Here is a 23,895-nt window from a genome sequence, read left to right on the forward strand (position 1 = left end):
CGCGGCTATGGGGACGCCCGTGCAGTGGGTCCACCGGATCTCAGAAGGAGGCGCCAATGTTGAACTGGAACGACTGCAGGCGGTCACCAGGCTCGTCATTTAACGCCTCGGCCAGACTGAAAGTCAACGCGCCCACCGGCGACAACCAGGTCATGCCGACGCCCACCGAGGCACGGATCTCGTCCGCCTTGAAGTCATCGTAGCTGGGATAGACCTGCCCTGCGTCCAGGAACAGACTCATGCGGACGTTGGGCGCCTCCTCCATGAAGGGCGGCGGGAAGATCAACTCGGCCCCGCCCAGCACCCGGAAGTTGCCGCCGAAGGGGTCATCGCGGCTGTCACGGGGGCCCAGGCTGAGATCCCGGTAGCCACGCACGGAGCGCGTACCGCCGGCAAAATACTTCTCGAAGAACGGCAAATCCGACGTATCCCCGTAAGACTCCCCATACGCCACCTCTCCGGAGAGCTTGAAGGTGAGGTTATCCCGCACCGGCACGAACAGCTGGTTACGGTAGTCGATCTTGTAATATTCCAGATCGCTACCGGGCAGGGAGAATTCCAGCGTGCCCCGTTGCAGATTGCCCTTCTCCGCGAACACCGTGCGGTTACGGGTATCGTGACTGAGGCTGGTCGTCAGGGTGTAAAGGTCGAACCGATCCCCCTCGGTCTCCAGATAGTCGAAGATCTCGTCGGGCGTGTTGTCCGAGGTGAGAATCTCCACGCTCTCGAACCCGGGCGTGATCCGGAAGGTGTTGTACTCGGTCAGCGGGATGCCATAAGTGATGTTGGCCCCGAACCGGTTGGATGAGTAACGGGAGATGTCAGCCCGGAAGGCATCCGTTTCCCGATAGAAGATATTGAAGCCCCGGCTGACGCCGTCAATGGTGTAATAGGGGTTGGTATAGGAGAGGCTGTACAGGGTGCTCACCCGGCTGGTATTCACGGCCAGGGAGACCCGGTTACCCGTACCGAAGAAGTTTTCCTGGGAGAGACTGGTGTTGAACAGAACCCCCTGGCTCTGGGAATAACCCGCACCCACCATGAAGTTGCCCGACAGGCGCTCGCGCACGGTGATGTCCAGATCCACCTGATCCTCCGTGCCGGGAACGCGGCGGGTTTCCACATTCACGTTTTCCACATACGAGAGCCGCTGCAGACGCACCTGGGAGCGATCCACGTTGGATGCGGAATACCAGCCCCCCTCCATCTGTCGCATCTCGCGGCGGAAGACTTCATCCCGGGTACGGGTGTTACCGCTGAAATTGATGCGCCGCACGTACACCCGTTGCCCGGGGTCCACGAAAAAGGTCAGCGCCACCGTCTGATTCTCCTCATCCAGTTCGGGGATGGGATTCACGTTGGCGAACGCATGGCCCTCATCACCCAGACGGTCGCTGATGGCGTTGGCACTGCGGGTGATGCGGCTGCGGGAAAAGGTGTCCCCGGGCTGGATGTCCAGCAACTCACGAAGCTCTTCCTCGCTGACCACCAGGTCGCCTGCCAGACTCACTTCGCTGATGGAGTATTGATCACCCTCATCGATATTGATGGTGACGTAGATGTCCTTGCGATCCGGGGTGAGCGTGACCTGCGTGGAGTCAATATTGAAATTCACGAAACCCGAATCCAGATAGCGGGAACGCAACTCCTCCAGATCCCCCGACAGGCGCTGGCGGGAATAATGGTCACGTCGGCTGAAGGGGTTGTACCAGGGTGGCGCCCCGGAATCAAAACGGCGGGTCAGCTCCCGGTCGGTATAGGTCTCGTTACCCACCAGATTGATCTGCTGGATACGGGCCACCCGACCTTCGGCAATATCAATGACCACATCCACGCGGTTGCGGGGCAGCTCGTCCACTTCCACATCCACCTGGACGTTGTACTTGCCTCGGGCAAAATACTGCTGCAGCAACTCGTTCTCCATCCGCTCGAGCACGCTGCGGTTGAACACGCGGCCGCGGGCCATGCCCACCTGCTGCAGGGCATCCATCAATTGATCGGTCTTGATGTCCCGGTTGCCACTGATGCGAATCTCGTTGATGGCCGGGCGCTCTTCCACCATCACCACCAGCACCCCGTCACGCCGCAGCAGCGAAACGTCCGAGAAGAAGCCGGTACGATACAGGGCACGGATCACCTCGGCACTCTGGGCCTCATCGAAGGAATCCCCCACACCCACCGGCAGGTAGCTGAAAACGGTGCCGGCAGCGATGCGCTGCAGACCCTCCACTTCGATATCCTCAATGACAAACCGCTCATTGCTGGCATGCAGGATGGTGGGGGTACTGGCCAGGGCAATGGCCAGGCCCGTGCCGGCGATCAGACGTCGCACCTCAAGAAACATTCAGATTCAACCCAGGATTCGCATGAAATCGTTGTAAAGGGCCAGTGACATCAGCATGGCAATCATCACCAGGCCGATACGCTGACCGATGGCCTCCACCGTTTGTGAGACCGGACTGCCCTTGATGATCTCCACCAGGTAATACAGCAAGTGCCCCCCATCCAGTATCGGTATGGGCAGCAGATTGATGATGCCCAGGCTGAGACTGACGATGGCCAGAAAACTCAGGAATGCGGAAAAGCCGATGACCGCACTCACGCCGGCATATTCGGCAATGCCCACCGGGCCAGCGATGTTGCTGGCTGCGGCCTCCCCCGTGATCAGACGCCACATCACCCGCAGGGTCAGCACCGACATATCCCATGTCCGTTCCAGACCCAGGGCAATGGCGGTGAAAGGCCCGTAGCGCACCTGCCGCTGCATGGCCTCGACCGCCTCATCGTCCATGCGGGGCCAGGCGCCGATCTGACCGATCCGCTCTTCTCCGTCGTTGCGGACCTCGGTCCGCAACGTGAGCGTGATGGGAGATCCATTCCTCTGCAGGCGAACATCCAGTGTTTCGTCAGGACGCGCCCGGACATACTCCACCCAGGCCTGCCAACTGGAAATGGATTCACCGTTCACGCTCAGGATGCGGTCCCCGGGTCGTACGCCGGCACGTTCAGCCGCCCCATCCGCCAGTACCTCACCAAAGACCGGCTCGGACCAGGGCCGCCAGACTTCCATTCCCAGTTTATCCAGCAGCGGCCCATCCGCCAGCAATTGACGCCGATCGGTCAGATCCAGCGTCCGCCACACTTCCTGCCCCCCGGCCGTGCGCACCAGCACATCAACCTCACGGGCATCCAGGCCTTTTTCGAGCAGATTCAGGGCCACGAGTTCCCAGGTGGGCGTGGATTTGTCTTCCACCCGCAGGATCTCATCCTGGCGTTCAAAGCCCGCCTGTTCTGCCAGGGACCCTGGCATCACCTCACCCACCAACGGCTTCACCCCCGAGACCCCAACGATGAACATCAGGGTGAAGGCGGCAATGGCGAAGAGGAAATTGGCGGTGGGCCCGGCAATCACGATGGCGATGCGACGCCAGACGTTCTGGCGGTTGAAGGCACGAGGCAGGTCCTTCTCGGCAACGGGCTCCTCACGCTCGTCGAGCATCTTCACGTACCCCCCCAGGGGGATCGCGGCAATCACGTATTCGGTGCGGTCCTTGCCAGCCACCCGTCTCCAAAGAGGGCGGCCGAAACCCACGGAGAAACGCAGCACCTTCACACCGCAGCGACGCGCCACCCAGTAGTGGCCGAACTCATGCACGGTGACCAGCACCCCGATGGCCACCACAAAGGCCAGAACGCTGATCAAGAAGGTCATCAGGCGGTGACCCGCCGGCCAAGACCACCTGCCGTGACAACCGCACGGGCCACGGCGCGAGCCGCCTCATCGGCCGCCAGGACCTCCTCCAGGGTATCCGCCGTGCCCAGTTCCATGGTCTCAAGGCAGTGGGATATCACCCGGGGAATGTCCGTGAAGCGAATGCGTGCCTCCAGGAAGGATTCCACCGCCACTTCGTTGGCCGCGTTGAGGATGGCCGTGGCAGTGCCCCCCGCCTCGAAGGATTCGTAGGCCAGGCGCAGGCACGGGAAGCGATCCATGTCGGGTCGTTCGAAATCCAGCCGGGCCACCTGCACGATATCCAGGGGATCCACACCGGAGGCAATGCGTTCCGGCCAGGCCAGTGCATGGGCGATGGGTGTGCGCATATCGGGGTTGCCCAGCTGTGCCAGTACCGAGCCATCCACATAGGACACCATGGAGTGAATCACGCTCTGGGGATGCAGTACCACCTCCACCTTGTCCGGCTTGGTATCGAACAGCCAGCAGGCCTCGATCAGTTCAAGTCCCTTGTTCATCATGGAGGCGGAATCCACCGAGATCTTGCGCCCCATCACCCAGTTGGGATGCGCGCAGGCCTGCTCCGGGGTCACAGCCTCCAGATCCGACGCGGCATAGGCACGGAAGGGGCCACCGGATGCGGTCAGCAGAATGCGTTCCACGCCGACACGCCCCAGACCTCGATCGAAGTCGCCCGGCATGCACTGGAAGATGGCGTTGTGCTCACTGTCGATGGGCAGCAGTTCTGCGCCGCTTTGACGGATCTGGTCCATGAAGATGCGCCCGGACATGACCAGGGCCTCCTTGTTGGCCAGCAGCACCCGTTTACCCGCCCGAGCCGCGGCCAGGGAGGGTAGCAGGCCGGCACCGCCCACAATGGCTGCCATCACATAATCCGTTTCCGGCAGAGCGGCCACATGCGCCAGGGCTTCGGGCCCCGACAGGGCTTCGGTGTCCAGCCCGGCCGCCTTCAATCCGGCGGCCAGGGCGCCTTCGTGTTGGGGATCGGCCACCACGGCATAGGCGGGTCGATGGGCGCGGCATTGTTCCACCAGGCGCTCCACATTACCGTTGGCCGTGAGGGCCACGGCCCGATAGAGTTGGGGATGGCGCGCCATCACGTCCAGGGTGTTGACGCCGATGGTTCCGGTGGCGCCGAGAACGGTCACGCCCTTGGGGGAAGCAGCCATGGAAAGACTCCCGGTACTCATACAGTCAGGTTGACGCGGACGGATACCGCCGGCGTGTGCGAGGCCAGGGATCGGGTGATTGGAGAAATCCCGGTCCCTCGCCGAGCGCTATCTTGCCATAATTCCGGCCCACAAGAGACCGATCAGGAAGACCGGCGCTGCGGCCGTGAGGCTGTCGATGCGATCCATTATCCCACCATGCCCCGGCAACAGGGTACCGCTGTCCTTGGCTCCCGCCTCCCGCTTGACCAGGCTCTCGAATAGATCGCCAGCCACCGAAATCAAAGCAGTGATCACACACAGGGCCACGAAATAAAACCACAACCCGGGTTCCACACCGAAGCCCCAGGCACCCAGCAAACCAAAGGGCACGATGGCGGCGATGGCCCCGAGCAGGCCCTCCCGGGTCTTGCCGGGACTGATGGACGGTGCCAGCTTCACCCGACCGAAGCGCTTTCCCGTGAAGTAGGCCGCCGTATCGGCGGTGGCAGTGAGCAACACCAGATACAGCACAAGAAGCGGCTGGACTTGATGAAACCAGACCAATGCGGCCCAGGCGGGGATCAGGGTCAACGCCCCTGCCAAGGCCAGCCCGTACCGACGCAGGGCCCGACGCTCCCCGGACCCTGGCTCGTAGAGGGCCAGCATCACCAGCACGCAGACCCACCAGATGACTCCAATGGCCACGGGCCAGAGATGCACCTGCACGAAGACCAGCCACCAGGTGATGCCTCCCAGAACGGCTAGGCCTCCCACGTAGGCGGCGCGCACCCGGGTTTCATCGAGCCCGCACAGACGACTCCATTCCCAAGCACCCAGCAGCGTCACCGCCAGCATGACCACCGCGAAGACGGAATTGGGCAGCAGCAACACGGCCGCCACGACGGCCGCCGCCAGGATCACGCCGGTCATCACTCGTTGTTTAAGCATCCCCCGTCCCCACGACCTGTTCCTGGATATGCCCGAAGCGCCGCTGACGCCCGGCGAAGTATTCAAAGGCCCGACCCAATTCATCTTCATCGAAATCCGGCCAGAGCACATCGGTAAAGAACAGCTCGGTGTAAGCCAGCTGCCATAACAGGAAGTTACTGACGCGCTGTTCGCCTCCGGTACGCACGAACAGATCCGGCTCAGGCAGACCCGCTGTGGACAAATGCCTGTCCATGACTTCGGGGGTGATCTGCTCCGGTTCAAGCTCCCCGCGCCGCACCCGTTCAGCCAGCGCCGCAGCGGCGTTGGCGATGTCCCAGCGCCCGCCGTAGCTGACCGCCACCACCAGCTCCATACGCTCATTGCTCCGGGTACGCTCCTCGGCATCGGCCATGCGCGCCTGGAGCTTGGCGGAGAAGGTGGTGCGATCGCCAATGAAGCGAAGGCGAATGCCCTTCTCCACCAGTTCCGGTACCTCGCGGCCGATGGAACCCACGAACAGATCCATCAGCGTGCCCACCTCCTGACGTGGGCGACGCCAGTTCTCGCTGCTGAAGGCGAACAGGGTCAGAACCCGGACGCCCTGCTGGGCGCAGTAACGCACCGCCATCCGGGCAGCGTTCACGCCCTGACGATGACCTTCTGTCCGGGGAAGCAAGCGGGAGCGGGCCCACCGTCCATTGCCATCCATGATGATGGCCACATGGCGCGGCGTGCCCGCGGCATTCACGGGAGATTGGCTCACTGCGTCTTGATATCCATCCGTGGAAATCAAATGGCCATGAGTTCTTTTTCTTTCTGGGCCAGAACCTTGTCCACTTCAGCAATGTGCTGATCGGTCAGTTTCTGGATGATCTCCTGGCCCTGGCGATCATCGTCCTCGGTGATGGACTTGTCCTTGAGCAGGGCCTTGAGATCGCTGTTCGCGTCCCGCCGGATGTTGCGGATCGCCACCCGGGCGTTCTCCGCCTCGTGGCGCACCACCTTCACCAGGTCCTTGCGTCGTTCCTCGGTCAGGGCCGGCATCGGCACGCGGATCACGGTGCCCACGGAAGAAGGGTTCAGGCCCAGATCCGAATTCATGATGGCCTTTTCCACCTTGCTCACCATATCCCGTTCCCAGGGTGTCACGGTCAGGGTACGGGCGTCTTCCACGTTGACGTTGGCCACCTGGTTGATGGGCACTTCGCTACCGTAGTATTCCACCTGAACGTGGTCCAGCAGGCTGGTTTGGGCACGGCCGGTGCGGATCTTGGCCATTTCCAGCCGCAGGGAATCAATACTCTTACCCATGCGGGTGGAAGCATCGTCTTTTATGGCATCAAGCATGTCACTCAACCTCTCTCGACCAGGGTGCCCACGCGCTCGCCCATGACGAGTCGCATGAGTTCCCCTTCCTTGAATATATTGATCACCCGAAGGGGCATATCGTTATCCCGACACATGACGATGGCCGTGGCATCCATGACCCCCAGACGCGCCGTGAGGACTTCGTCAAAGGTGAGCCGATCGTAACGTTTGGCTTCGGGATGGCGCATGGGATCGGAATCATAGACACCGTCCACCTTGGTGGCCTTGATCATGACATCGCAGTTCATCTCGATGGCACGCAGGCTGGCAGCGGTATCGGTGGTGAAGAAGGGATTGCCGGTACCGGCGGCAAACACGACGATGCGCCCTTTTTCCAGATGACGCACCGCGCGGCGGCGAATGTAGTCCTCGCAGACCTGATTGATCTTGAGCGCCGACATCACCCGGCAGAATTTGCCCACCCGTTCCAGGGCATCCTGCATGGCCAGACCGTTCATCACGGTGGCCAGCATGCCCATGTGATCGGCACTCACCCGATCCATACCGGCCTGGGCCATCCCTGCCCCCCGGAAGATGTTGCCACCCCCAATGACGATGGCCACCTCGATGCCGAGTCGGCTCAGTTCGGCCACCTCGCGAGCCACCCGCCCCAATACATCCGGGCAAATGCCGTACTCCAGATCCCCCATCAGGGCCTCGCCGCTCAGCTTCAGCAGGATTCGCTTGTAGGCAGGGCGGGTGTCGTCAGTCATGGGTAACCTTGATGGCTGGATTGTCGGTCCCCGGGGCCAGTGAGCCCCGGGTTCTGGGGCGGTGTTGTCTAGAACAATATCAGGAGCCCTTCGCCTGGGCCATGACCTCTTCAGCGAAGTTTTCCGTCTTCTTCTCGATACCCTCACCCACTTCGAAACGGGCGAACTGGCGTACCTGAGCACCGGCGGCCTTGAGCATCTGACCCACGGTCTGATCGGGATCCTTGACGAAGGGCTGGCCCAGGAGGGTGACCTCGCCCAGATACTTCTTGATGCGACCGGTGATCATCTTGTCGATGATCTCGGCGGGCTTGCCACTTTCTTCGGCCTGAGCACGGAACACGGCCTCTTCCTTTTTCAGAAGATCCTGAGGCACCTGGCTTTCGTCAACGCACACGGGGTGGCTGGCGGCGATATGCATGGCCACGTCGCGGGCCAGGTCCTGATTGCCACCCACCATTTCCACCACCACACCGATGCGGGTGCCATGGAGATAATGGGCCAGTTCACCGTCTTCGCTGGCGAAAAGTTCGAAACGGCGCACCTGGACGTTCTCACCAATCTTGGCCACCAGGGCTGCACGGGTCTCCTCCAGGCTGCCTTCGGCGCCGGACAGCGCCATCAGGGCGTCCACATCGGCGGGCTGCTGCGCCAATGCCTGTTCGGCAATCTGGGTCACAAAGGAGTTGAAGTTTTCGTCCTTGGCCACGAAGTCGGTTTCGCAGTTGACTTCGACGATGACGGCGCGACGATGATCATCGGAACTGGCCACCATCACCTGCCCTTCGGCAGCGACACGGTCAGCCTTCTTGACGGCCTTGGCGGCACCGGACTTGCGCATCTGTTCGATGGCGGCTTCCATGTCTCCATTGGCCGCGGTCAGGGCCTTCTTGCACTCCATCATGCCTGCGCCGGTGGTCTCGCGCAGTTCTTTGACCATGGATGCGGTAATCTGCATGGGGATACTCCTGAAGATTCGTTTGCAGCGCCCCGCCGATGCCGTCTGGGCATCGGCGGGGCCTGGAAAGAGTTACCTGGCCTCAGCCTGTCCGGCTTCGGGGGCTTCCGCGGGTTGGGCGGCCGGGGCAGGCGCTTCGTCCTTCACCTCGACGAACTCGTCGCCGGCGCCGGCACGGGCCACGCTCCGGGCATCGTTGATGGCATCGGCAGCGGCGCTGACATACAGTTGGATGGCCCGCATGGCATCATCGTTGCCGGGGATCACATAGTCCACGCCATCGGGGGAGTTGTTGCTGTCCACCACGGCCACGACGGGAATGCCCAGCTTGCGGGCTTCGCTGATGGCGATGCGCTCGTAGCCCACGTCGATCACGAACAGGGCGTCGGGCAGGCCCGGCATATCCTTGATGCCGCCCAGGCTGCGGTCGAGCTTTTCCATCTCGCGGGTGCGCATCAGGGCTTCTTTCTTGTTCAGCACCCGCAGGCTACCGTCTTCCTGCATGGCCTCCAGGTCCTTGAGGCGGCGGATGGACTGGCGCACGGTCTTGAAGTTGGTGAGCATGCCACCCAGCCAGCGGTGGTTCACAAAGGGCATCTTGCAGCGTCTGGCGTGCTCGGCCACCAGATCACGAGCGGAACGCTTGGTCCCCACGAACATGATGTTGCCACCATTGGCGGCCATCTTGCCCAGGTAGTTCATCGCATCGTTGAAGCACGGAACCGTCTTTTCGAGGTTGATGATGTGAATCTTGTTGCGGTGTCCGAAGATGTACTGATCCATCTTCGGGTTCCAGTAACGGGTTTGGTGTCCGAAGTGGACGCCCGCTTCGAGCATCTGACGCATGGTCACGTTAGGCATGATGATTCTCCCGAGGGTTGAGCCTCCATACGCCCCGCATGGCAACCCTTCAAGGGCACCCAGCCATGCGTGACGGCGTATGTGTGGATTCGATAGAGTGGACGCTCCCGGCGGTCTGGTTTGCATGGAGCGCGGGCGCTTTATACCATAAACGGTCTTTCACAACAAACGCATAGCGCGTCCCAACCCGCCGTGGACCCCACCTGATGCCCGTATCCATCAAGACCCCGGAAGAGATCGAGAAAATGCGCGTGGCCGGCCGCATGGCCGCCGAAGTTCTGGAGATGATCGCGCCCCATGTGCAGGCCGGGATCAGCACCGGCGAACTGGACGAACTCTGTCACCAGCACATTGTCAACGTACAGAAGGCGACGCCCGCGCCGCTGAATTACCGGGGCTTTCCCCGTTCCATCTGCACCTCACTGAACCACCAGGTTTGCCATGGCATCCCAGGTGAACGCCGCCTCAAGGACGGCGATATCCTGAATATCGACATCACCGTGATCCATGACGGCTACCATGGGGATACCAGTCGCATGTTCGTCATCGGCAAGCCCTCGGTGAAGGCGCAGCGCGTGGTGGACATCGCCCATGAGGCGCTGTGGCGGGGCATCCGGATGGTGCGCCCCGGGGCCCGCCTGGGTGATATCGGTCATGCGGTGCAGACCTACGCCGAAGCCGAACGATGCAGCGTGGTGCGCGAGTACTGCGGTCACGGCATTGGCCGGGAGTTCCATGAAGACCCCCAGGTGCTGCATTTCGGCACCCCTGGAGAAGGCATGGAATTGCAGCCAGGCATGACCTTCACCATCGAACCCATGGTGAATATCGGCAAGCGTCACACCCGTCTGCTGGCCGACGGCTGGACAGTGGTCACGAAGGACCACAGCCTGTCGGCCCAGTGGGAGCACACCATCCTGGTGACCGAAGACGGCCACGAGATTCTGACTCTGCGCAAGGACGAGCGCGCCAGCTGAGGGCAGTCCCATGTCCGCATTGAGGCCCTTGCCGGAATCCATTCAACAGCGCCTGGACTGGGAGTCGCAGGAGCAGCGCCTGCGTGCTCACTCCCCGCCGGACAAACAGACCTACGTGGATGCCCTCAACCATGTGCGCCTGACGCTGGAAACGGCCTTTGCCGAGGGCTGCGATGTCACCGACCTGGTGCAGGCACGCGCTGCCACCATGGATCGACTGCTGATCAGCGCTTGGGCCGGCATGGCCCTGGATCAGGAAGAGACGCTGGGCCTGGCTGCGGTAGGGGGCTATGGACGAGGCGACCTGCATCCAGGATCGGACGTGGACATCCTGATCCTGTTCCAGAACGGGATCTCTCCGGGTATCGAGGAACGCCTGGGCGCATTCGTGACCTTCCTCTGGGACATCGGCCTGGAGTTGGGGCACAGCGTGCGTAACCTGGAGGACTGCAGTCGCGAAGCGGCCGCCGACATCACGGTGGCCACCAACCTGCTTGAATCCCGCCCCCTGACCGGCCCCGAGTCACTGTTTTCCGAACTGGAGTCACGTATCAACCCGGAGCGCATGTGGAACAGTCGGGCCTTTTTCTGCGCCAAGCTGGACGAACAGGAGGCCCGCCATCAGCGCTTCGGCGAAACCGCCTATCGCCTGGAACCCAATCTCAAGGAGAGCCCGGGAGGCCTGCGCGACATCCAGATGATCGGCTGGGTCACGCAGCGCCACTTCGGCTCCAGCGCCCTGGCTGAATTGGTGGCCCATGGCTTTCTCACCCAGGCCGAGTACCACGACCTGATGGATGGGCAAGCCTTCCTGTGGCGCGTGCGCTTTGCACTGCACATGCTCAGCGGCCGCAAGGAAGATCGCCTGCTGTTTGACTATCAGCGCCGCCTGGCCAATCTGCTGGGCTTCAGCGACCACGACCACAATCTGGCCGTGGAGCAGTTCATGCAGCAGTACTTCCGCACCGTGATGGAACTGGAACGGCTCAATGAGATGCTCTTGCAACACTTCAGCGAGGCCATTCTGCTGGACGAAACCGATGATGACATCGTGCCCATCAACCGGCGTTTCCAGGCCCGGCGCGGATTCCTGGAGATCACCCACCCACGGGTGTTCCGCCAGTACCCCCCTGCCCTCCTGGAAGTCTTCCTGTTACTCCAGCAGCACCCGGACCTCAAGGGGATCCGGGCCTCGACCATCCGCGAGATCCGCTGCCATCGTGGTCTGATCGACGACAATTTCCGCCAGGACCTGGCCTGCCGCAGCCTGTTCATGGAGATCCTGCGCCAACCCCACGGCGTGACGGAGCAGTTGCGTCGCATGAACCGCTATGGGGTGCTGGCCGCCTATCTGCCCGCCTTTGCCCTGATCGTGGGGCGCATGCAGTACGACCTGTTCCACGTCTTCACGGTGGATGAACACACCCTGGCCGTCATCCGCAACCTGCGGCGCTTTGCCAGCAGCGAGCACGATGAAGAACTGCCCGAGTGCTCACGCCTCTTCCGGCGCATACCCAAACCGGAACTGCTGTATCTGGCCGGTCTGTTCCACGACATCGCCAAGGGACGCGGCGGCGACCATTCAGAACTGGGAGCCGAGGAGGCCCGGGAGTTCTGCCTGCGCCACGGACTCGCCCTGTACGACGCCAATCTGGTGGGCTGGCTGGTCCGCGCCCACCTGCTCATGTCCCTCACTGCCCAGCGACGGGACATCTCGGATCCGGACGTCATCATGGAGTTCGCTTCCCAGGTGGGCAACACCATGCGCCTGAACTATCTGTATCTGCTCACCGTGGCGGATATCCGGGGAACCAACCCCAAGCTGTGGAATTCCTGGAAGAACTCCCTGCTCAACAACCTGTATGCCTCCACCCAGCGCATGCTGCGCCGCGGGCTGGACAACCCGCCGGATCAGGACGAACTGGTGGGCGAGGTACAAACCCATGCCCTGGAGCTGCTCAAGTCCCGGGGCGTGGACGAGGAGCATTGTTTCGCCATCTGGAACGACTTTGATGTGGACTATTTCCTGCGTCACTCCGCTGATGAGATTGCCTGGCACACCCGGGCCATCCACGAGGTGGACGAAGAGGACCTGCCCCTGGTCCAGGTGCGCCAGGAAACGGCCCGGGGCAGTACCGAGATATTCCTCTACACGGAAGACCACCCGCATTTGTTCGCCCTGACCAGCACGGCACTGACCCAGCTGGGTCTGGACATCGTGGATGCCCGCATCATCACCACCAGCAGCCACCGCACCCTGGATACCTTCCTCGTCCTGGAGGATACCGGCCAGCCCATCGACAACCCTTTCAGGGTTCAGGAGATCGGTCGACTGCTCAAGGAGCGCCTGAAGGAGCCTGACCGGCGCCCGAACATGGTGCGCCGCTCCACCCCTCGCCAGCTCAAGCATTTCGACGTACCCACCGAGGTGAGTTTTGCGCCGCACACGCATCATCTGCGTACCGTGCTCAAGATCAGCACGGCCGACCGGCCTGGGCTGCTTTCGCGCATCGGCATCATTCTCACCGACTGTCAGGTGAAGGTGCACAACGCCAAGATCGCCACTGCCGGCGAACAGGCCGATGACGTCTTCTACATCTCCAATCTGGATGACACCCCCATCAGTGACCCCGAACGCCAGGCGCTGATCGCATCGCGACTCAGGGAGGCACTGGAGATTGGCGCGACGGACCCTCCTCCCCGGGAATTGGCGGTATAGACGCATCCATTCACTCTGGTGCCTTCTACCGTATACTATGGCGCCCTTTCGCACCCCCAAGACATGAATCCCGACCTGGATCGCCTGCAACCCTACCCTTTTCAGAAGCTTGTGGCCCTCAAGCAGGGCATCACCCCTCCCGCGCATCTGAGCCATATTCCGCTCTCCATCGGTGAACCGGCTCACCCGGCCCCCGAGATCGCCCTGGAGGCATTGCAGGCCAGCCTGGCGGGTCTGGCCCGCTACCCCGTGACCCGTGGCGGGCTGGAACTGCGTCGGGCCATCAGCCACTGGGCCAGGCAACGCTTCCAGTTGCCCACGGGCAGCCTGGACCCGGAGCGCCAGGTACTGCCAGTGAACGGCACCCGGGAGGCCCTGTTCGCCCTGGCCCAATGCGTGGTGGATCGCACCCGGAACAACCCCCTGGTGCTCATGCCCAATCCCTTCTATCAGATCTACGAAGGGGCTGCCCTGCTGGCCGGGGCCCGGCCGCTGTTCATGAATCTGAGCGCAGACAATGGCTTTCTACCTGATCTTGAAGCGATCTCCGAGGATCAATGGCGGGACTGCCAATTGCTCTACATCTGCAATCCCGGCAATCCGAGTGGCGCCGTGATGGACGAAGCCTTCATGCAGCAACTGCTGGCCCTGGCCCACGCCCATGACTTCATCATCGCAGCAGACGAGTGCTATTCGGAGATCCATTTCACCGACGCCACCCCGCCACCGGGGATGCTGGGCGCCGCGGCCCGGGCCGGTGACCCGAATTTCGAGCGTGTGGTGGTCTTCCACAGCCTGTCCAAGCGCTCCAACCTGCCGGGCCTGAGATCGGGCTTTGTGGCCGGGGATGCCCGAATCCTGGATCGCTTTCACCAATATCGCACCTACCATGGCTGCGCCATGGCGCCCCCGACCCAGGCCGCCAGCATCGCCGCATGGAATGACGAGTCCCACGTGAAGGACAACAGGGCGCTATACACCCGCAAGTTCGACGCGGTACTGGAGATTCTGGATGGCATCATGGATGTACAGCGTCCGGACGCAGGTTTCTATCTATGGGCGCGCACGCCCGGGGATGACGAAACCTTCGCGCGGGCACTGTTTGCCCAGGAACACATCACCGTGCTGCCAGGGAGTTACCTCTCCCGCGCCACTGAGTCCGGCAACCCCGGCCAGGGGCGGGTCCGCATGGCCATGGTGGCGCCACTGGAGGACTGCATCGACGCCGCCCATCGCATTCGCCGTTACCTGGAGTCAGCCCCCTGCCGGGCGCAATGACACCGGGAACCCCCACCCCTTAGAATCCGCAAACCAATCGGCTTGACCACCAGAGGAACATTCCATGAGTGATATTCAGACCCTGATCGAAGACGCCTTCGAGCGACGCGCGGAGATCAATCCCCGCAACGCCGAGACCCGCCTGCGGGACGCAGTGATGGAGGCGATCGACATGCTGGACCGGGGCACGGCCCGGGTGGCGGAAAAGCGCGATGGTGAGTGGGTCGTCAATGAATGGCTCAAGAAGGCCGTGCTGCTGTCCTTCCGCATCAATGACAACCAGTTCATCAAGGGTGGTTTCACCAACTATTACGACAAGGTGGATTCCAAGTGGGGCGACGTGAACTCACGGGAATTTCGTGAGGGTGGCGTGCGGGTGGTGCCGCCGGCAACTGCCCGCCGGGGTTCCTATGTCGCCCCGGGCGTGGTGTTGATGCCCTCCTATGTGAATATCGGCGCATATGTGGATACGGGCACCATGGTGGACACGTGGGCCACGGTGGGCTCCTGTGCACAGATCGGCAAGAACGTGCATCTGTCCGGCGGCGTGGGCATCGGTGGTGTGCTGGAACCCCTGCAGGCCTCCCCCACCATCATCGAGGACAACTGCTTCATCGGCGCCCGCTCCGAGGTGGTGGAAGGCGTGATCGTTGAGGAAGGCTCGGTCATCTCCATGGGGGTCTACCTGGGCCAGAGCACCCGCATTTACGACCGGGAGAAGGACGAAATCACCTATGGCCGCGTCCCGGCCGGTTCCGTGGTGGTCTCCGGCAACCTGCCCTCCAAGGACGGCAAGTACAGCCTGTACTGTGCCGTCATCGTCAAGAAGGTGGATGAGAAGACCCGCTCCAAGGTGGGGATCAACGAGCTGTTGCGGGACATCTGAGCTCCGGGATCTCCCTTGACGCCCCTCTCCCGCTGGCGGGAGAGGGGTTGGGGTGAGGGCAGAGCGGCTGACCCGTCACGTCAGCCTTTTTTCTCCTTCCGCTCCCTCAATGCCCGCTTCACCGACCAGAGCTGCCAGGCGCAACCGCCCAGCAGGATGGCGGCCGTCAACAGGCCCTTGGCCAGGACCAGGGTGGTGGTATCAATCATGACCTGCCTCGCTATCAGCGGCTGAACACCGCCATGGACTCCACGTGAGCCGTGTGCGGAAACATGTCCATGACACCCGCCGCTTCCAGTCGATACCCATGCTCGCGAACCAGTTCACCTGCGTCACGTGCCAGCGTGGCCGGATTACACGAGACATAGACGATCCGTTCAGGCGCCAGGGCCGCCACCGACCCCAGCACCTCCCGGGCACCGGATCGAGGTGGGTCCAGCAGGACGCGATCCACCGGTTCGGATAACCACGGGGCTCCAGCCAGGTCCGCACTCAGGTCTGCGGCAAAGTAACGGGTGTTATGGATGCCATTTTTGACTGCATTCTCCCGGGCCCGTTCCACCATGGCGGCATCGCCCTCAACGCCGGTCACCCGGGCAGCCCGTCGGGCCAGTGGCAAAGTGAAGTTACCCAACCCGCAGAACAGGTCCAGCACCCCATGCTCCGGTGCCACCTGCAACAGCTCCATGGCCTGCGGCACCATGCGATGGTTCACATCACGATTCACCTGGATGAAATCCACAGGGGAGAACGGGATACGCAGACCCTCCTCCGGATGAGTGAAACACAGATCCGCAGGGGACTCCGGCCACAGGGGGGTGATGCTGTCCGGACCACCGGGCTGCAGCCATATCTGCAGGTCATGGTCCTGACCGAAGGCCTTCAAACGCTCCTGGTCTTCCTCTGTGAGCGGATCCAGGTGGCGGAACACCAGGGCCACCGCATCATCATCCCCCACCCCGACCTCGATCTGTGGTATCCGCTCCCGCGCCTGCATGGCGGTGAGCAATTCCCGCAGGTGCATGATGCGCTCACCCACTGCCGGATGAAGCACATGGCACACCTCCAGTTCGGCCAGATAGGGGCTGCCCCGCTCCCGAAAGCCCACCAGCACGCCGCCTTTCTTGGGCACATGCTTGACGCCCAGGCGCGCCTTGCGCCGATAACCCCACCGGGGGCCGGTGATGGCGGTAAGCACCCGTTCCGGGCTCACGCTGCCAAGATGCTTGAGGTTCTCCAGCATGGCCTGCTCCTTGGCCCGCACCTGGGCTGAGGGATCCATGTGCTGGAGCACACACCCGCCACAGACCCCAAAATGGGGGCAGCGGGGTTCCACGCGATCATTCGAGGCCTCCAGCACCTGGTCCACACGCCCTTCGTCATAACGGCGACTGCGGCGCGTGTAACGGAAAGTCACCGTCTCGCCCGGTAATACGCCGTCCACAAAGACGGCCTTGCCGTCCACACGGGTGACACCGCGCCCTTCGTGGGTCATGGAATCGATAGAGGCCTGAACGGGCTCGTCAGGCAATTTATTGCGTTTTCTGGCACTCATTCCGGGGGATGTCCGAGCCAGGCCGTGTGAAAGGCCTGCAGATGGGAGGCTTCTGAAGTTTGCAACAATTCGGCCACGCGCCCCTCTTCCCGGGCCAGACCCTCATCGCTGAGGCGACCCCTGAGGTGTTCAAAGCGCAGAAAGACCAGGTAGGTGTTGAGCACGTCCGTCTCGCAGTAATCGCGAATCGCCTTGATATCCCCGGCCAGCCAGGTATCCCACACGCGGGCCCCGTCCATTCCCATCTTGCCGGGGAAACCCAGCAAGGTGGCGATCTCGTCCAGGGGCGCATTGGCCCGCATCTGAAAGCCGGCCAGCACGTCCATCAGGTCCACGTGGCGCCAGTGAAAGCGGGAGAGGTAATTGTTGTAACGAAAGCTGCGATCGTCATCGCCGGTATCCCAGTACCGGGGCGCCGAGACCTTGTGAAGCAACGAGCGGTAATGCAGCACCGGCAGATCGAATCCGCCGCCATTCCAGGTCACCAGGGTGGGGCCATAGCGCTCGATCCCCTCGAAGAAGCGTCGCACCAGCTCGGCCTCGTCCGAGTCCGGGCTGCCCAGTGACCACACCCTCAGCTGATCCCGGGTGGCCAGCACCACGGAGATGGCCACCACCCGATGCAGATGGAGGGCCAGAAACTCACTACCGGTCTTCTGCAGCCTCAGTTGCGACAGGGCCTTGGCGGCCTTGGCATCATCCAGATCATCCAGACCATGAATCCTGCGGCCACCCTCCACATCGGGGATGGTCTCGATGTCGAAGACCATCACCGGTTCCGCAAAAGCGGCCGTCATGCGGGAAACACGCCGGTGGAGATATAGCGGTCACCACGGTCACAGACAATGGACGCGATCACGGCATTCTCCAGCTCCGCCGACAGCCTCAAGGCTGCGGCCATGGCGCCCCCGGAGGAGACACCCGAAAAGATCCCCTCCTCCGCGGCCAGTCGCCGCATGGTCTTTTCGGCCTCATCCTGGGATACGTCGATCACTCTATCCACGGCGGCAGGATCAAAGATGCGCGGCAGATAGGCCTCGGGCCAGCGGCGGATGCCCGGGATGCTGGACCCCTCAGTGGGCTGCACCCCGATGATCTGGATGTTCGGATTCTGCTCCTTCAGGTAGCGCGATACCCCCATGATGGTCCCGGTTGTCCCCATGGAACTGACAAAATGGGTGATCTGCCCCTGGGTGTCGCGCCACAGCTCCGGCCCGGTGGTTTCATAATGGGCGCGGGGATTGTCCGCATTGGCAAACTGATCCAGCACACGACCCTTGCCCTCGGCCTGCATCTGCTGGGCCAGGTCCCGCGCACCCTCCATGCCCTCGCCTTTGGTGACCAGGACGATCTCGGCGCCAAAGGCCTTCATGGTCGCGCGCCTTTCAGAACTCATGTTTTCCGGCATAATAAGCACCAGCCGGTATCCACGGATGGCGGCGGCCATGGCCAGGGCAATGCCGGTATTGCCGCTGGTGGCTTCAATGAGGATGTCGCCGGGCCGGATGTCGCCGCGTTCTTCCGCATGGCGAATCATGCTCATGGCCGGGCGATCCTTCACCGAACCGGCAGGGTTATCACCCTCCAGCTTGCCCAGCAGGATATTGGAGGTGTCACCCGGCAGGCGTTGCAGCCGTACCAGGGGCGTGTTGCCCACGCAGGATTCCATCGTCGGATAATTCATCGTAAAAGGTCGCCTCGAGACTCAGGGCCCATTATAACCATGCCGGACACCCCTTTCGAAACGCCGCCGAAACACGGCTGGACAAGCCCGTTTTCGGGCCGACATCGCTGGATGGGGCTCACCGGTCTGGGCCTGATGGGGGCAAGCCTTTCTCTCCCGGCGTTCGGCGAGGAGGCATGGCCCACCGAGCAGGATTATTTCATGGACCTGCCCGTGGCCCTCACCGCCACCCGCCTGCAGCAACCCCTGATCGAGGCGCCCGCCTCGGTCACGGTGATCGACCGCGACTGGATCAGCGGCAGTCAGGCGCGGGACATCCATGAACTGTTGCGCATGGTGCCCGGTTTCGTGATCGGCGCGGCCAATGGCGGACGCCCCATCGTCACCTATCACGGGTTCTCCGAGCAGTTCGTCCGGCAACTTCAGGTACTGGTGGATGGCCGCTCCATCTATACCTCCATCAACGGCGGCACCCAATGGGGCATCCTGGACCTCACGCCGGACGACATCGAACGCATCGAGGTGATCCGCGGCCCCAACGCCGCCGCCTACGGCTCCAACTCCTTTTTCGCCATCATCAACATCCTCACGCGGCACTCGGCCGAAACCCAGGGTAACCGGGTGACCACCCGGCTGGGCTCCAACGGGGTTCGCGACCTGCGTTGGCGCCATGGCGGCAGTACCGAGCACAGCCATTATCGGGTGGCCATGCAGCGCAAGGAGGACGATGGTTTCCGGGACAAGAACGACCACCGCCGCATCGACACCTTCAGCGCCCGCTCCGACTGGGATGCGCTGCCGGGGGTCGGCATCACCACCCAGCTGGGGCTGGGACAGTCCCGCAAGGGTATCGACGGTGTGCGTGGGGCCATCGGAGCCCAGCCCAACCGGGAATTCACCCGTGACTTCGGCCACCTTCAATTGCAACTGCAGGACAACCGAGACCCGGACACGACGCACCGGGTTCAGTATTACTTCCAGTTCCATGACCTGGAGGATGACTTTGAAACCGTGAACGCGGATGGACAGCGCAACACCGCCACCCTCGAATCGCGGGCGCAACGTCATGACCTGGAACTGGAGTCATCCCACCGACTCTCTCCCGATGCCCGAATCGTGTATGGCGGCAGTGCACGACTGGATCGCTCCGCATCGTCCTATTACTTTGATGATGGGGGATGGATTGAAAATAATTTCTACCGGGTGTTCGGTCACTGGGAGTGGTCGCCCACGGCCCAATGGCTGGTGAATCTGGGCGGCATGTACGAATACAACGACATCACCGGGGACAACCTCATGCCCCGGGCGGCCTTTGTCTACCTGCCCCATCCGGAGCACAGCCTTCGCCTGGTGGCCTCCAGGGCGACGCGCACGCCCAGCCTGGCGGAAGAGGAACTGCGCATCGTCGACCGATCAAGTCCGGGCGATGAGAGAGTCCTCGCCGAGTCACAGGGCGGTCTTGCACCGGAGATCATTCATTCCCTCGAACTGGGCTATCACGGCCGGTTCGCCGATGGCCGGCTGACCGCCGATGTCAAACTGTTTCGTAACCAGCTACGGGACCTGATTCAGGTGCCCTATGACTCCTTCAACCAGTTCGAAACGCAGGGGGAGTTCCGCAACGTCGGTGGCTTGACCCTGCAGGGGGTGGAAACCCAATGGGATTACCGGCCCACGCCGCATCTGCGACTGCTGGCGGGGTTCGCCCTGTTGAACACCTCCGGGGTGGACACCGACGCCCGGCCGCAGGCCGATTCCATACCGGGGCACACCGCCAACCTGGGGGTGATGTTCACACCGGACGCTCCGTGGACGCTCAGCGCCGAGTACTACCACTATGGGTCAATCGACTGGCTTGACGACCCGGTACGGGACCGCCCGGGCCTTGACGCAGGAGACGGGTTCCTGGACCTGAACATCGCGCGTGATCTGGGCCCCCATGCCTCCGTGGCCCTGTCCGTGAAGGACGTGCTCGCCAGCGGGTTTGACAGCCGGGTGGATGGCCCCAGCTCGACGGGCAATCGCCGGTCCACCGAGACCTACCTGAGTCTCTCCCTGGAGTTCTAGCGGCCCGCGCGGTGAAAACGCCCTTTGAGAAGGAACGCCCCACCCATGACAAGGATTGCACTTCCCCACCGGTTCATCCTGGCGCTGGCCCTGCTGCTCGCCGGCCCGTCATTACCGGTGCCCGGTGTCGCCGGCGGTAGCCCCGATTGGGAGCGCATCCTCTTTCTGGCCAGTGAAGACAGTCACCCTCATCAGAGCATCTTTGAACAACTCCGTGACATCCCTCAAAAACAGATGGTCTATACGGCCCTGGATCAGCCCGACGCGGGCGCCTGGTTGTCCACCTGGGACTGCGACCGCTGCCTGGTGATCACTTCCGGCACCCGCTCGCTCAACCGGGCCCTGCCCGCCCTCAGCAAAGCCCGCATCCTGAGTATCACCCTCCCCCGCCAGGCCTTTGACCTGGCCATCCACACCCATGGTGACACGGAGCGCCTGGCCGCCATCTTCATGGACATTCCCATGGAGCGTCGCTTGGCGATCACCCGGGAAAGGATTCCCAGCGTCAATCGCATCGCCGTGATCGAGGGCCCGGCGCCTCGCCTACCCGTGGAAGCAGGCTCAGGCCTGGAAAGCCGTGGACCCGCCGGAATACAGCGCTTCATCAGTTATCAGGAAAACGACCTGATCGGCACCTTTGCCCACGCTTCTGAACAGACCGACGCCATCCTGACCGTCCCGGACCGACGCGTCTACAACCCGCGCACCATCGTCAGCATCGTGATGACCACCTACCGTCACAGAACACCCCTGATTGCGCATTCAGAAAGCCTGCTACGGGCCGGAGCGCTGATCTCCATTCACGCCACTCCAGAGCAACTTGGAAAGGAAGCCGCCATGCTGCTCAAGCAACTGGAGAGCGGGCAGTCCCAGTGGAGCGCCCAGCGACGCCACACGGAACGACACGAAGTGGCAATCAACCCGTATGTAGCCCGGTCATTACGTATCCAGGTGGCTCCATGACACTGAAACTCACCTCAATGCCCGCCCACCCGGGTTCCGGGCAAACACCAAAGACCATGTCTCGCCACCATCATCCTTCAAAGGCATGCCACCGCACTGCTGGCAGGACCCTTCCATGGCTCATGGGCACGACCCTGCTCCTGCCCTTTGGCCTGCCCGCTTGGGCCGGCGAATGGTCTCCCACAGAACAGGATTTCTTCATGGATATGCCGGTAGCCCTCACGGCCACGCGCCTGGAGCAGCCCCTGCTTGAGGCACCAGCATCCATCACGGTCGTCGACCGGGAGTGGCTGGAGGCCAGCCAGGCGAGGGATCTGACGGATCTGCTTCGGCTGGTGCCGGGCATGATCGTTGGCCAGCATAACGGGAATCATCCCATGGTGGCCTATCAGGGACTGGGGCAACGGTTCACGCGACAGATGCAGGTACTCATTGACGGACGCTCCATTTACAGCCCCACCACAGGAGGGGCCCAATGGGCGGACCTGGACTTGCATCCGGACGATATTGAACGCATCGAGATCATCCGAGGACCCAATGCAGCCGCTTATGGCTCCAATGCCTTTTCCGCCATCATCAACGTGCTCACACGACATGCCTCCGATACTCAAGGCCAGCAGATCCACACACGGCTGGGTTCGAGAGGCATCCGTGACATCAGGTACCGACTGGGCGGCAGTGATGAGGAGGCCGCCCTGGCCTACCGAGTGAGCCTCAGCCAGAAACACGATGATGGACTGACTTCTGCTCATGACGAACCCACGCTCAATACCCTGAGATTTCGTGCAGACTGGCTGTTATCGCACGGATGGATGCTGACCACTCACGCGGGTCTATTCCAGGCAGAGCGGCGCCCAGGGAGCACTCATGACGTGCATCCGCCGTTTCGCAACGACACCCTCGACTCAGGTCATCTGCAGCTCAGGCTGGAAGAACACAGTGATATGGGCACCAGCCATGTCATCCAGTACTTTTTCCAGCAAAACGATGGGCGCGCCTTCTTTGCCAATACTCCCGACGACCCTGCCGTGACGGTATCCCGGCGTCATGACATCGAGCTGGAACGGCATCGCGTTGTGGGTCAGGATTCGCGTTGGGTGGTGGGTGCTGGGGTTCGGCGTGATCAGTCACGATCCGAGTTCTACTACGACCACGGCAACTGGGTGAACAATGAACTGTATCGACTGTTCGGCCATCTGGAATGGTCGCCCAATGCCCATTGGATGGTTCATCTTGGGGGCATGTATGAACATAACGATCTGGTCGGCGATGAATTCCTTCCACGGGCAGGCATCACTTTCATGCCCACGGATACGCACAGCATCCGCGCCGTCGTCTCCCGGGCCACCCGCACGCCCAGCCTGGTGGAAGCGTATGCCAGGGGTCGAATACCCGGCACGGATATCTTCCTGCTCACCACCGAGGACGACCTGCACGCAGAAGTCATCCGCTCCTACGAGCTGGGTTACCATGGGCAGTTCGACCAGGGTCGTGTCACAGTCGATCTCAAGGGTTTTCACAACATCATTGAGCACATCATCCAGATGCCCTACGAGGCCATCATCAATGCTCAACCACCCGGCGTCATCAGGAACGAGGGCAACCTGCGCATCAGTGGCGTGGAGGGCGAGCTGGGCTACCGCCCCCATCGGCGCCTGCGCCTCACGGGCGGGCTGAGCCTGATGCAGGCACGCAGTGACGGTCACGGCCAGACCCAGGCGGATTCCGTACCCTCCCATGTGGTGAACCTGGGCATGATCCTGCGCCCCAGTGATGACTGGCGCATCATGACCAGCTACTACCACTACGGCGATATACGGTGGATCGATGATCCCGGCAGTCGCCCCGTGGACGCGGGGGACGGTTTCCTGGACCTTCATCTGACTCACCAGCTCTCCCCTCGGCTGGAAGCCTCACTTTCCATCACCGACCTGCTGGCCGGTGGCTACGATACCCGTTCCCCCGATTCGAACTGGCGTGCCAACCCTCGCAAGACGGGGGCCTGGTTCACCCTGAGCGCGGAATTCTGAG

Annotated in this window: 20 protein-coding genes; 7 read left to right on the forward strand and 13 right to left on the reverse strand. The window is 62.3% G+C overall.

Annotated elements, in window-relative coordinates:
* Positions 1 to 40 precede the first annotated feature (40 nt).
* The 9 genes from bamA to rpsB form a co-directional block, all read right to left on the reverse strand.
* Positions 41 to 2,344 (reverse strand): outer membrane protein assembly factor BamA, encoded by a 2,304-nt coding sequence (bamA, locus tag LPW30_RS10305; protein ID WP_239680796.1) that lies wholly within the window; start codon positions 2,342 to 2,344, stop codon positions 41 to 43.
* 6 nt (positions 2,345 to 2,350) lie between these two features.
* A complete protein-coding gene (rseP, locus tag LPW30_RS10310; protein ID WP_238624560.1) occupies positions 2,351 to 3,712 on the reverse strand; it encodes an RIP metalloprotease RseP in 1,362 nt (453 codons plus the stop codon).
* Positions 3,712 to 4,923, reverse strand: coding sequence for a 1-deoxy-D-xylulose-5-phosphate reductoisomerase (gene ispC / locus LPW30_RS10315; protein WP_025281078.1), 1,212 nt, complete (start codon positions 4,921 to 4,923; stop codon positions 3,712 to 3,714). The genes rseP and ispC overlap by 1 nt, the downstream gene beginning before the upstream one ends.
* Before the next feature lie 108 nt (positions 4,924 to 5,031).
* Positions 5,032 to 5,853, reverse strand: a complete 822-nt coding sequence (locus LPW30_RS10320; RefSeq protein ID WP_025281077.1) for a phosphatidate cytidylyltransferase — start codon at positions 5,851 to 5,853, stop codon at positions 5,032 to 5,034.
* Positions 5,846 to 6,598 (reverse strand): polyprenyl diphosphate synthase, encoded by a 753-nt coding sequence (gene uppS, locus LPW30_RS10325; protein WP_026623407.1) that lies wholly within the window; start codon positions 6,596 to 6,598, stop codon positions 5,846 to 5,848. The genes LPW30_RS10320 and uppS overlap by 8 nt, the downstream gene beginning before the upstream one ends.
* 26 nt (positions 6,599 to 6,624) lie before the next feature.
* Positions 6,625 to 7,182, reverse strand: a complete 558-nt coding sequence (gene frr, locus LPW30_RS10330; protein ID WP_025281075.1) for a ribosome recycling factor — start codon at positions 7,180 to 7,182, stop codon at positions 6,625 to 6,627.
* Between the two features lie 5 nt (positions 7,183 to 7,187).
* Positions 7,188 to 7,916, reverse strand: a complete 729-nt coding sequence (pyrH, locus tag LPW30_RS10335; protein WP_238624558.1) for a UMP kinase — start codon at positions 7,914 to 7,916, stop codon at positions 7,188 to 7,190.
* 79 nt (positions 7,917 to 7,995) lie between these two features.
* Positions 7,996 to 8,874, reverse strand: coding sequence for a translation elongation factor Ts (gene tsf / locus LPW30_RS10340; RefSeq protein ID WP_239680797.1), 879 nt, complete (start codon positions 8,872 to 8,874; stop codon positions 7,996 to 7,998).
* Between the two features lie 72 nt (positions 8,875 to 8,946).
* A complete protein-coding gene (gene rpsB, locus LPW30_RS10345) occupies positions 8,947 to 9,735 on the reverse strand; it encodes a 30S ribosomal protein S2 (protein WP_025281072.1) in 789 nt (262 codons plus the stop codon).
* Between the two features lie 206 nt (positions 9,736 to 9,941).
* Between rpsB and map the strand changes: the two genes are divergently transcribed.
* The 4 genes from map (at position 9,942) to dapD (ending at position 15,595) form a co-directional block, all read left to right on the forward strand.
* Positions 9,942 to 10,712, forward strand: coding sequence for a type I methionyl aminopeptidase (gene map / locus LPW30_RS10350; RefSeq protein ID WP_025281071.1), 771 nt, complete (start codon positions 9,942 to 9,944; stop codon positions 10,710 to 10,712).
* Positions 10,713 to 10,722: 10 nt separating this feature from the next.
* Positions 10,723 to 13,431, forward strand: coding sequence for a [protein-PII] uridylyltransferase (gene glnD / locus LPW30_RS10355; RefSeq protein WP_239680798.1), 2,709 nt, complete (start codon positions 10,723 to 10,725; stop codon positions 13,429 to 13,431).
* Positions 13,432 to 13,494: 63 nt separating this feature from the next.
* Positions 13,495 to 14,709 carry a succinyldiaminopimelate transaminase gene (gene dapC, locus LPW30_RS10360; protein ID WP_239680799.1) on the forward strand — a complete coding sequence of 405 codons (1,215 nt, stop codon included), beginning with the start codon at positions 13,495 to 13,497 and terminating at the stop codon, positions 14,707 to 14,709.
* Between the two features lie 64 nt (positions 14,710 to 14,773).
* Entirely contained in the window at positions 14,774 to 15,595 is an 822-nt protein-coding gene (gene dapD / locus LPW30_RS10365) for a 2,3,4,5-tetrahydropyridine-2,6-dicarboxylate N-succinyltransferase (RefSeq protein WP_025281068.1), read from the forward strand.
* 80 nt (positions 15,596 to 15,675) lie between these two features.
* Here dapD and LPW30_RS16045 read toward each other — a convergent pair whose 3' ends face one another.
* Genes LPW30_RS16045 through cysM form a run of 4 tightly spaced genes read right to left on the reverse strand, consistent with a single transcriptional unit; the run spans position 15,676 to position 18,834 of the window.
* Positions 15,676 to 15,804 (reverse strand): hypothetical protein, encoded by a 129-nt coding sequence (locus tag LPW30_RS16045; RefSeq protein ID WP_274520652.1) that lies wholly within the window; start codon positions 15,802 to 15,804, stop codon positions 15,676 to 15,678.
* 14 nt (positions 15,805 to 15,818) lie between these two features.
* Entirely contained in the window at positions 15,819 to 17,150 is a 1,332-nt protein-coding gene (gene rlmD / locus LPW30_RS10370) for a 23S rRNA (uracil(1939)-C(5))-methyltransferase RlmD (protein WP_239680800.1), read from the reverse strand.
* Positions 17,147 to 17,947 (reverse strand): 3'-5' exonuclease, encoded by an 801-nt coding sequence (locus LPW30_RS10375; RefSeq protein ID WP_238624554.1) that lies wholly within the window; start codon positions 17,945 to 17,947, stop codon positions 17,147 to 17,149. The genes rlmD and LPW30_RS10375 overlap by 4 nt, the downstream gene beginning before the upstream one ends.
* A complete protein-coding gene (cysM, locus tag LPW30_RS10380; RefSeq protein WP_025281065.1) occupies positions 17,944 to 18,834 on the reverse strand; it encodes a cysteine synthase CysM in 891 nt (296 codons plus the stop codon). Before cysM ends, LPW30_RS10375 begins: the two co-directional genes overlap by 4 nt.
* Positions 18,835 to 18,873: 39 nt before the next feature.
* Between cysM and LPW30_RS10385 the strand changes: the two genes are divergently transcribed.
* From LPW30_RS10385 to LPW30_RS10395, 3 genes are all read left to right on the forward strand, one after another.
* Positions 18,874 to 20,901: a TonB-dependent receptor plug domain-containing protein gene (locus LPW30_RS10385; RefSeq protein WP_239680801.1), complete on the forward strand. Its 2,028-nt coding sequence runs from the start codon at positions 18,874 to 18,876 to the stop codon at positions 20,899 to 20,901.
* Positions 20,902 to 20,946: 45 nt separating this feature from the next.
* On the forward strand, positions 20,947 to 21,864 hold the full coding sequence (locus LPW30_RS10390) for an ABC transporter substrate binding protein (RefSeq protein WP_239680802.1): 918 nt from the start codon (positions 20,947 to 20,949) through the stop codon (positions 21,862 to 21,864).
* A gap of 122 nt (positions 21,865 to 21,986) precedes the next feature.
* On the forward strand, positions 21,987 to 23,894 hold the full coding sequence (locus LPW30_RS10395; RefSeq protein WP_239680803.1) for a TonB-dependent receptor plug domain-containing protein: 1,908 nt from the start codon (positions 21,987 to 21,989) through the stop codon (positions 23,892 to 23,894).
* Position 23,895 lies beyond the last annotated feature (1 nt).

Source organism: Ectothiorhodospira variabilis, from assembly GCF_022227625.1.
Lineage (GTDB): Bacteria > Pseudomonadota > Gammaproteobacteria > Ectothiorhodospirales > Ectothiorhodospiraceae > Ectothiorhodospira > Ectothiorhodospira haloalkaliphila.

Bases quoted from the DNA above. Each gene is read 5' to 3' on its own strand.
- bamA (WP_239680796.1), bottom strand. From the start codon at position 2,344: ATGTTTCTTGAGGTGCGACGTCTGATCGCCGGCACGGGCCTGGCCATT.
- rseP (WP_238624560.1), bottom strand. From the start codon at position 3,712: ATGACCTTCTTGATCAGCGTTCTGGCCTTTGTGGTGGCCATCGGGGTG.
- ispC (WP_025281078.1), bottom strand. From the start codon at position 4,923: ATGGCTGCTTCCCCCAAGGGCGTGACCGTTCTCGGCGCCACCGGAACC.
- LPW30_RS10320 (WP_025281077.1), bottom strand. From the start codon at position 5,853: ATGCTTAAACAACGAGTGATGACCGGCGTGATCCTGGCGGCGGCCGTC.
- frr (WP_025281075.1), bottom strand. From the start codon at position 7,182: ATGCTTGATGCCATAAAAGACGATGCTTCCACCCGCATGGGTAAGAGT.
- pyrH (WP_238624558.1), bottom strand. From the start codon at position 7,916: ATGACTGACGACACCCGCCCTGCCTACAAGCGAATCCTGCTGAAGCTG.
- tsf (WP_239680797.1), bottom strand. From the start codon at position 8,874: ATGCAGATTACCGCATCCATGGTCAAAGAACTGCGCGAGACCACCGGC.
- rpsB (WP_025281072.1), bottom strand. From the start codon at position 9,735: ATGCCTAACGTGACCATGCGTCAGATGCTCGAAGCGGGCGTCCACTTC.
- map (WP_025281071.1), top strand. From the start codon at position 9,942: ATGCCCGTATCCATCAAGACCCCGGAAGAGATCGAGAAAATGCGCGTG.
- glnD (WP_239680798.1), top strand. From the start codon at position 10,723: ATGTCCGCATTGAGGCCCTTGCCGGAATCCATTCAACAGCGCCTGGAC.
- dapC (WP_239680799.1), top strand. From the start codon at position 13,495: ATGAATCCCGACCTGGATCGCCTGCAACCCTACCCTTTTCAGAAGCTT.
- dapD (WP_025281068.1), top strand. From the start codon at position 14,774: ATGAGTGATATTCAGACCCTGATCGAAGACGCCTTCGAGCGACGCGCG.
- LPW30_RS16045 (WP_274520652.1), bottom strand. From the start codon at position 15,804: ATGATTGATACCACCACCCTGGTCCTGGCCAAGGGCCTGTTGACGGCC.
- rlmD (WP_239680800.1), bottom strand. From the start codon at position 17,150: ATGAGTGCCAGAAAACGCAATAAATTGCCTGACGAGCCCGTTCAGGCC.
- LPW30_RS10375 (WP_238624554.1), bottom strand. From the start codon at position 17,947: ATGACGGCCGCTTTTGCGGAACCGGTGATGGTCTTCGACATCGAGACC.
- cysM (WP_025281065.1), bottom strand. From the start codon at position 18,834: ATGAATTATCCGACGATGGAATCCTGCGTGGGCAACACGCCCCTGGTA.
- LPW30_RS10385 (WP_239680801.1), top strand. From the start codon at position 18,874: ATGCCGGACACCCCTTTCGAAACGCCGCCGAAACACGGCTGGACAAGC.
- LPW30_RS10390 (WP_239680802.1), top strand. From the start codon at position 20,947: ATGACAAGGATTGCACTTCCCCACCGGTTCATCCTGGCGCTGGCCCTG.
- LPW30_RS10395 (WP_239680803.1), top strand. From the start codon at position 21,987: ATGGGCACGACCCTGCTCCTGCCCTTTGGCCTGCCCGCTTGGGCCGGC.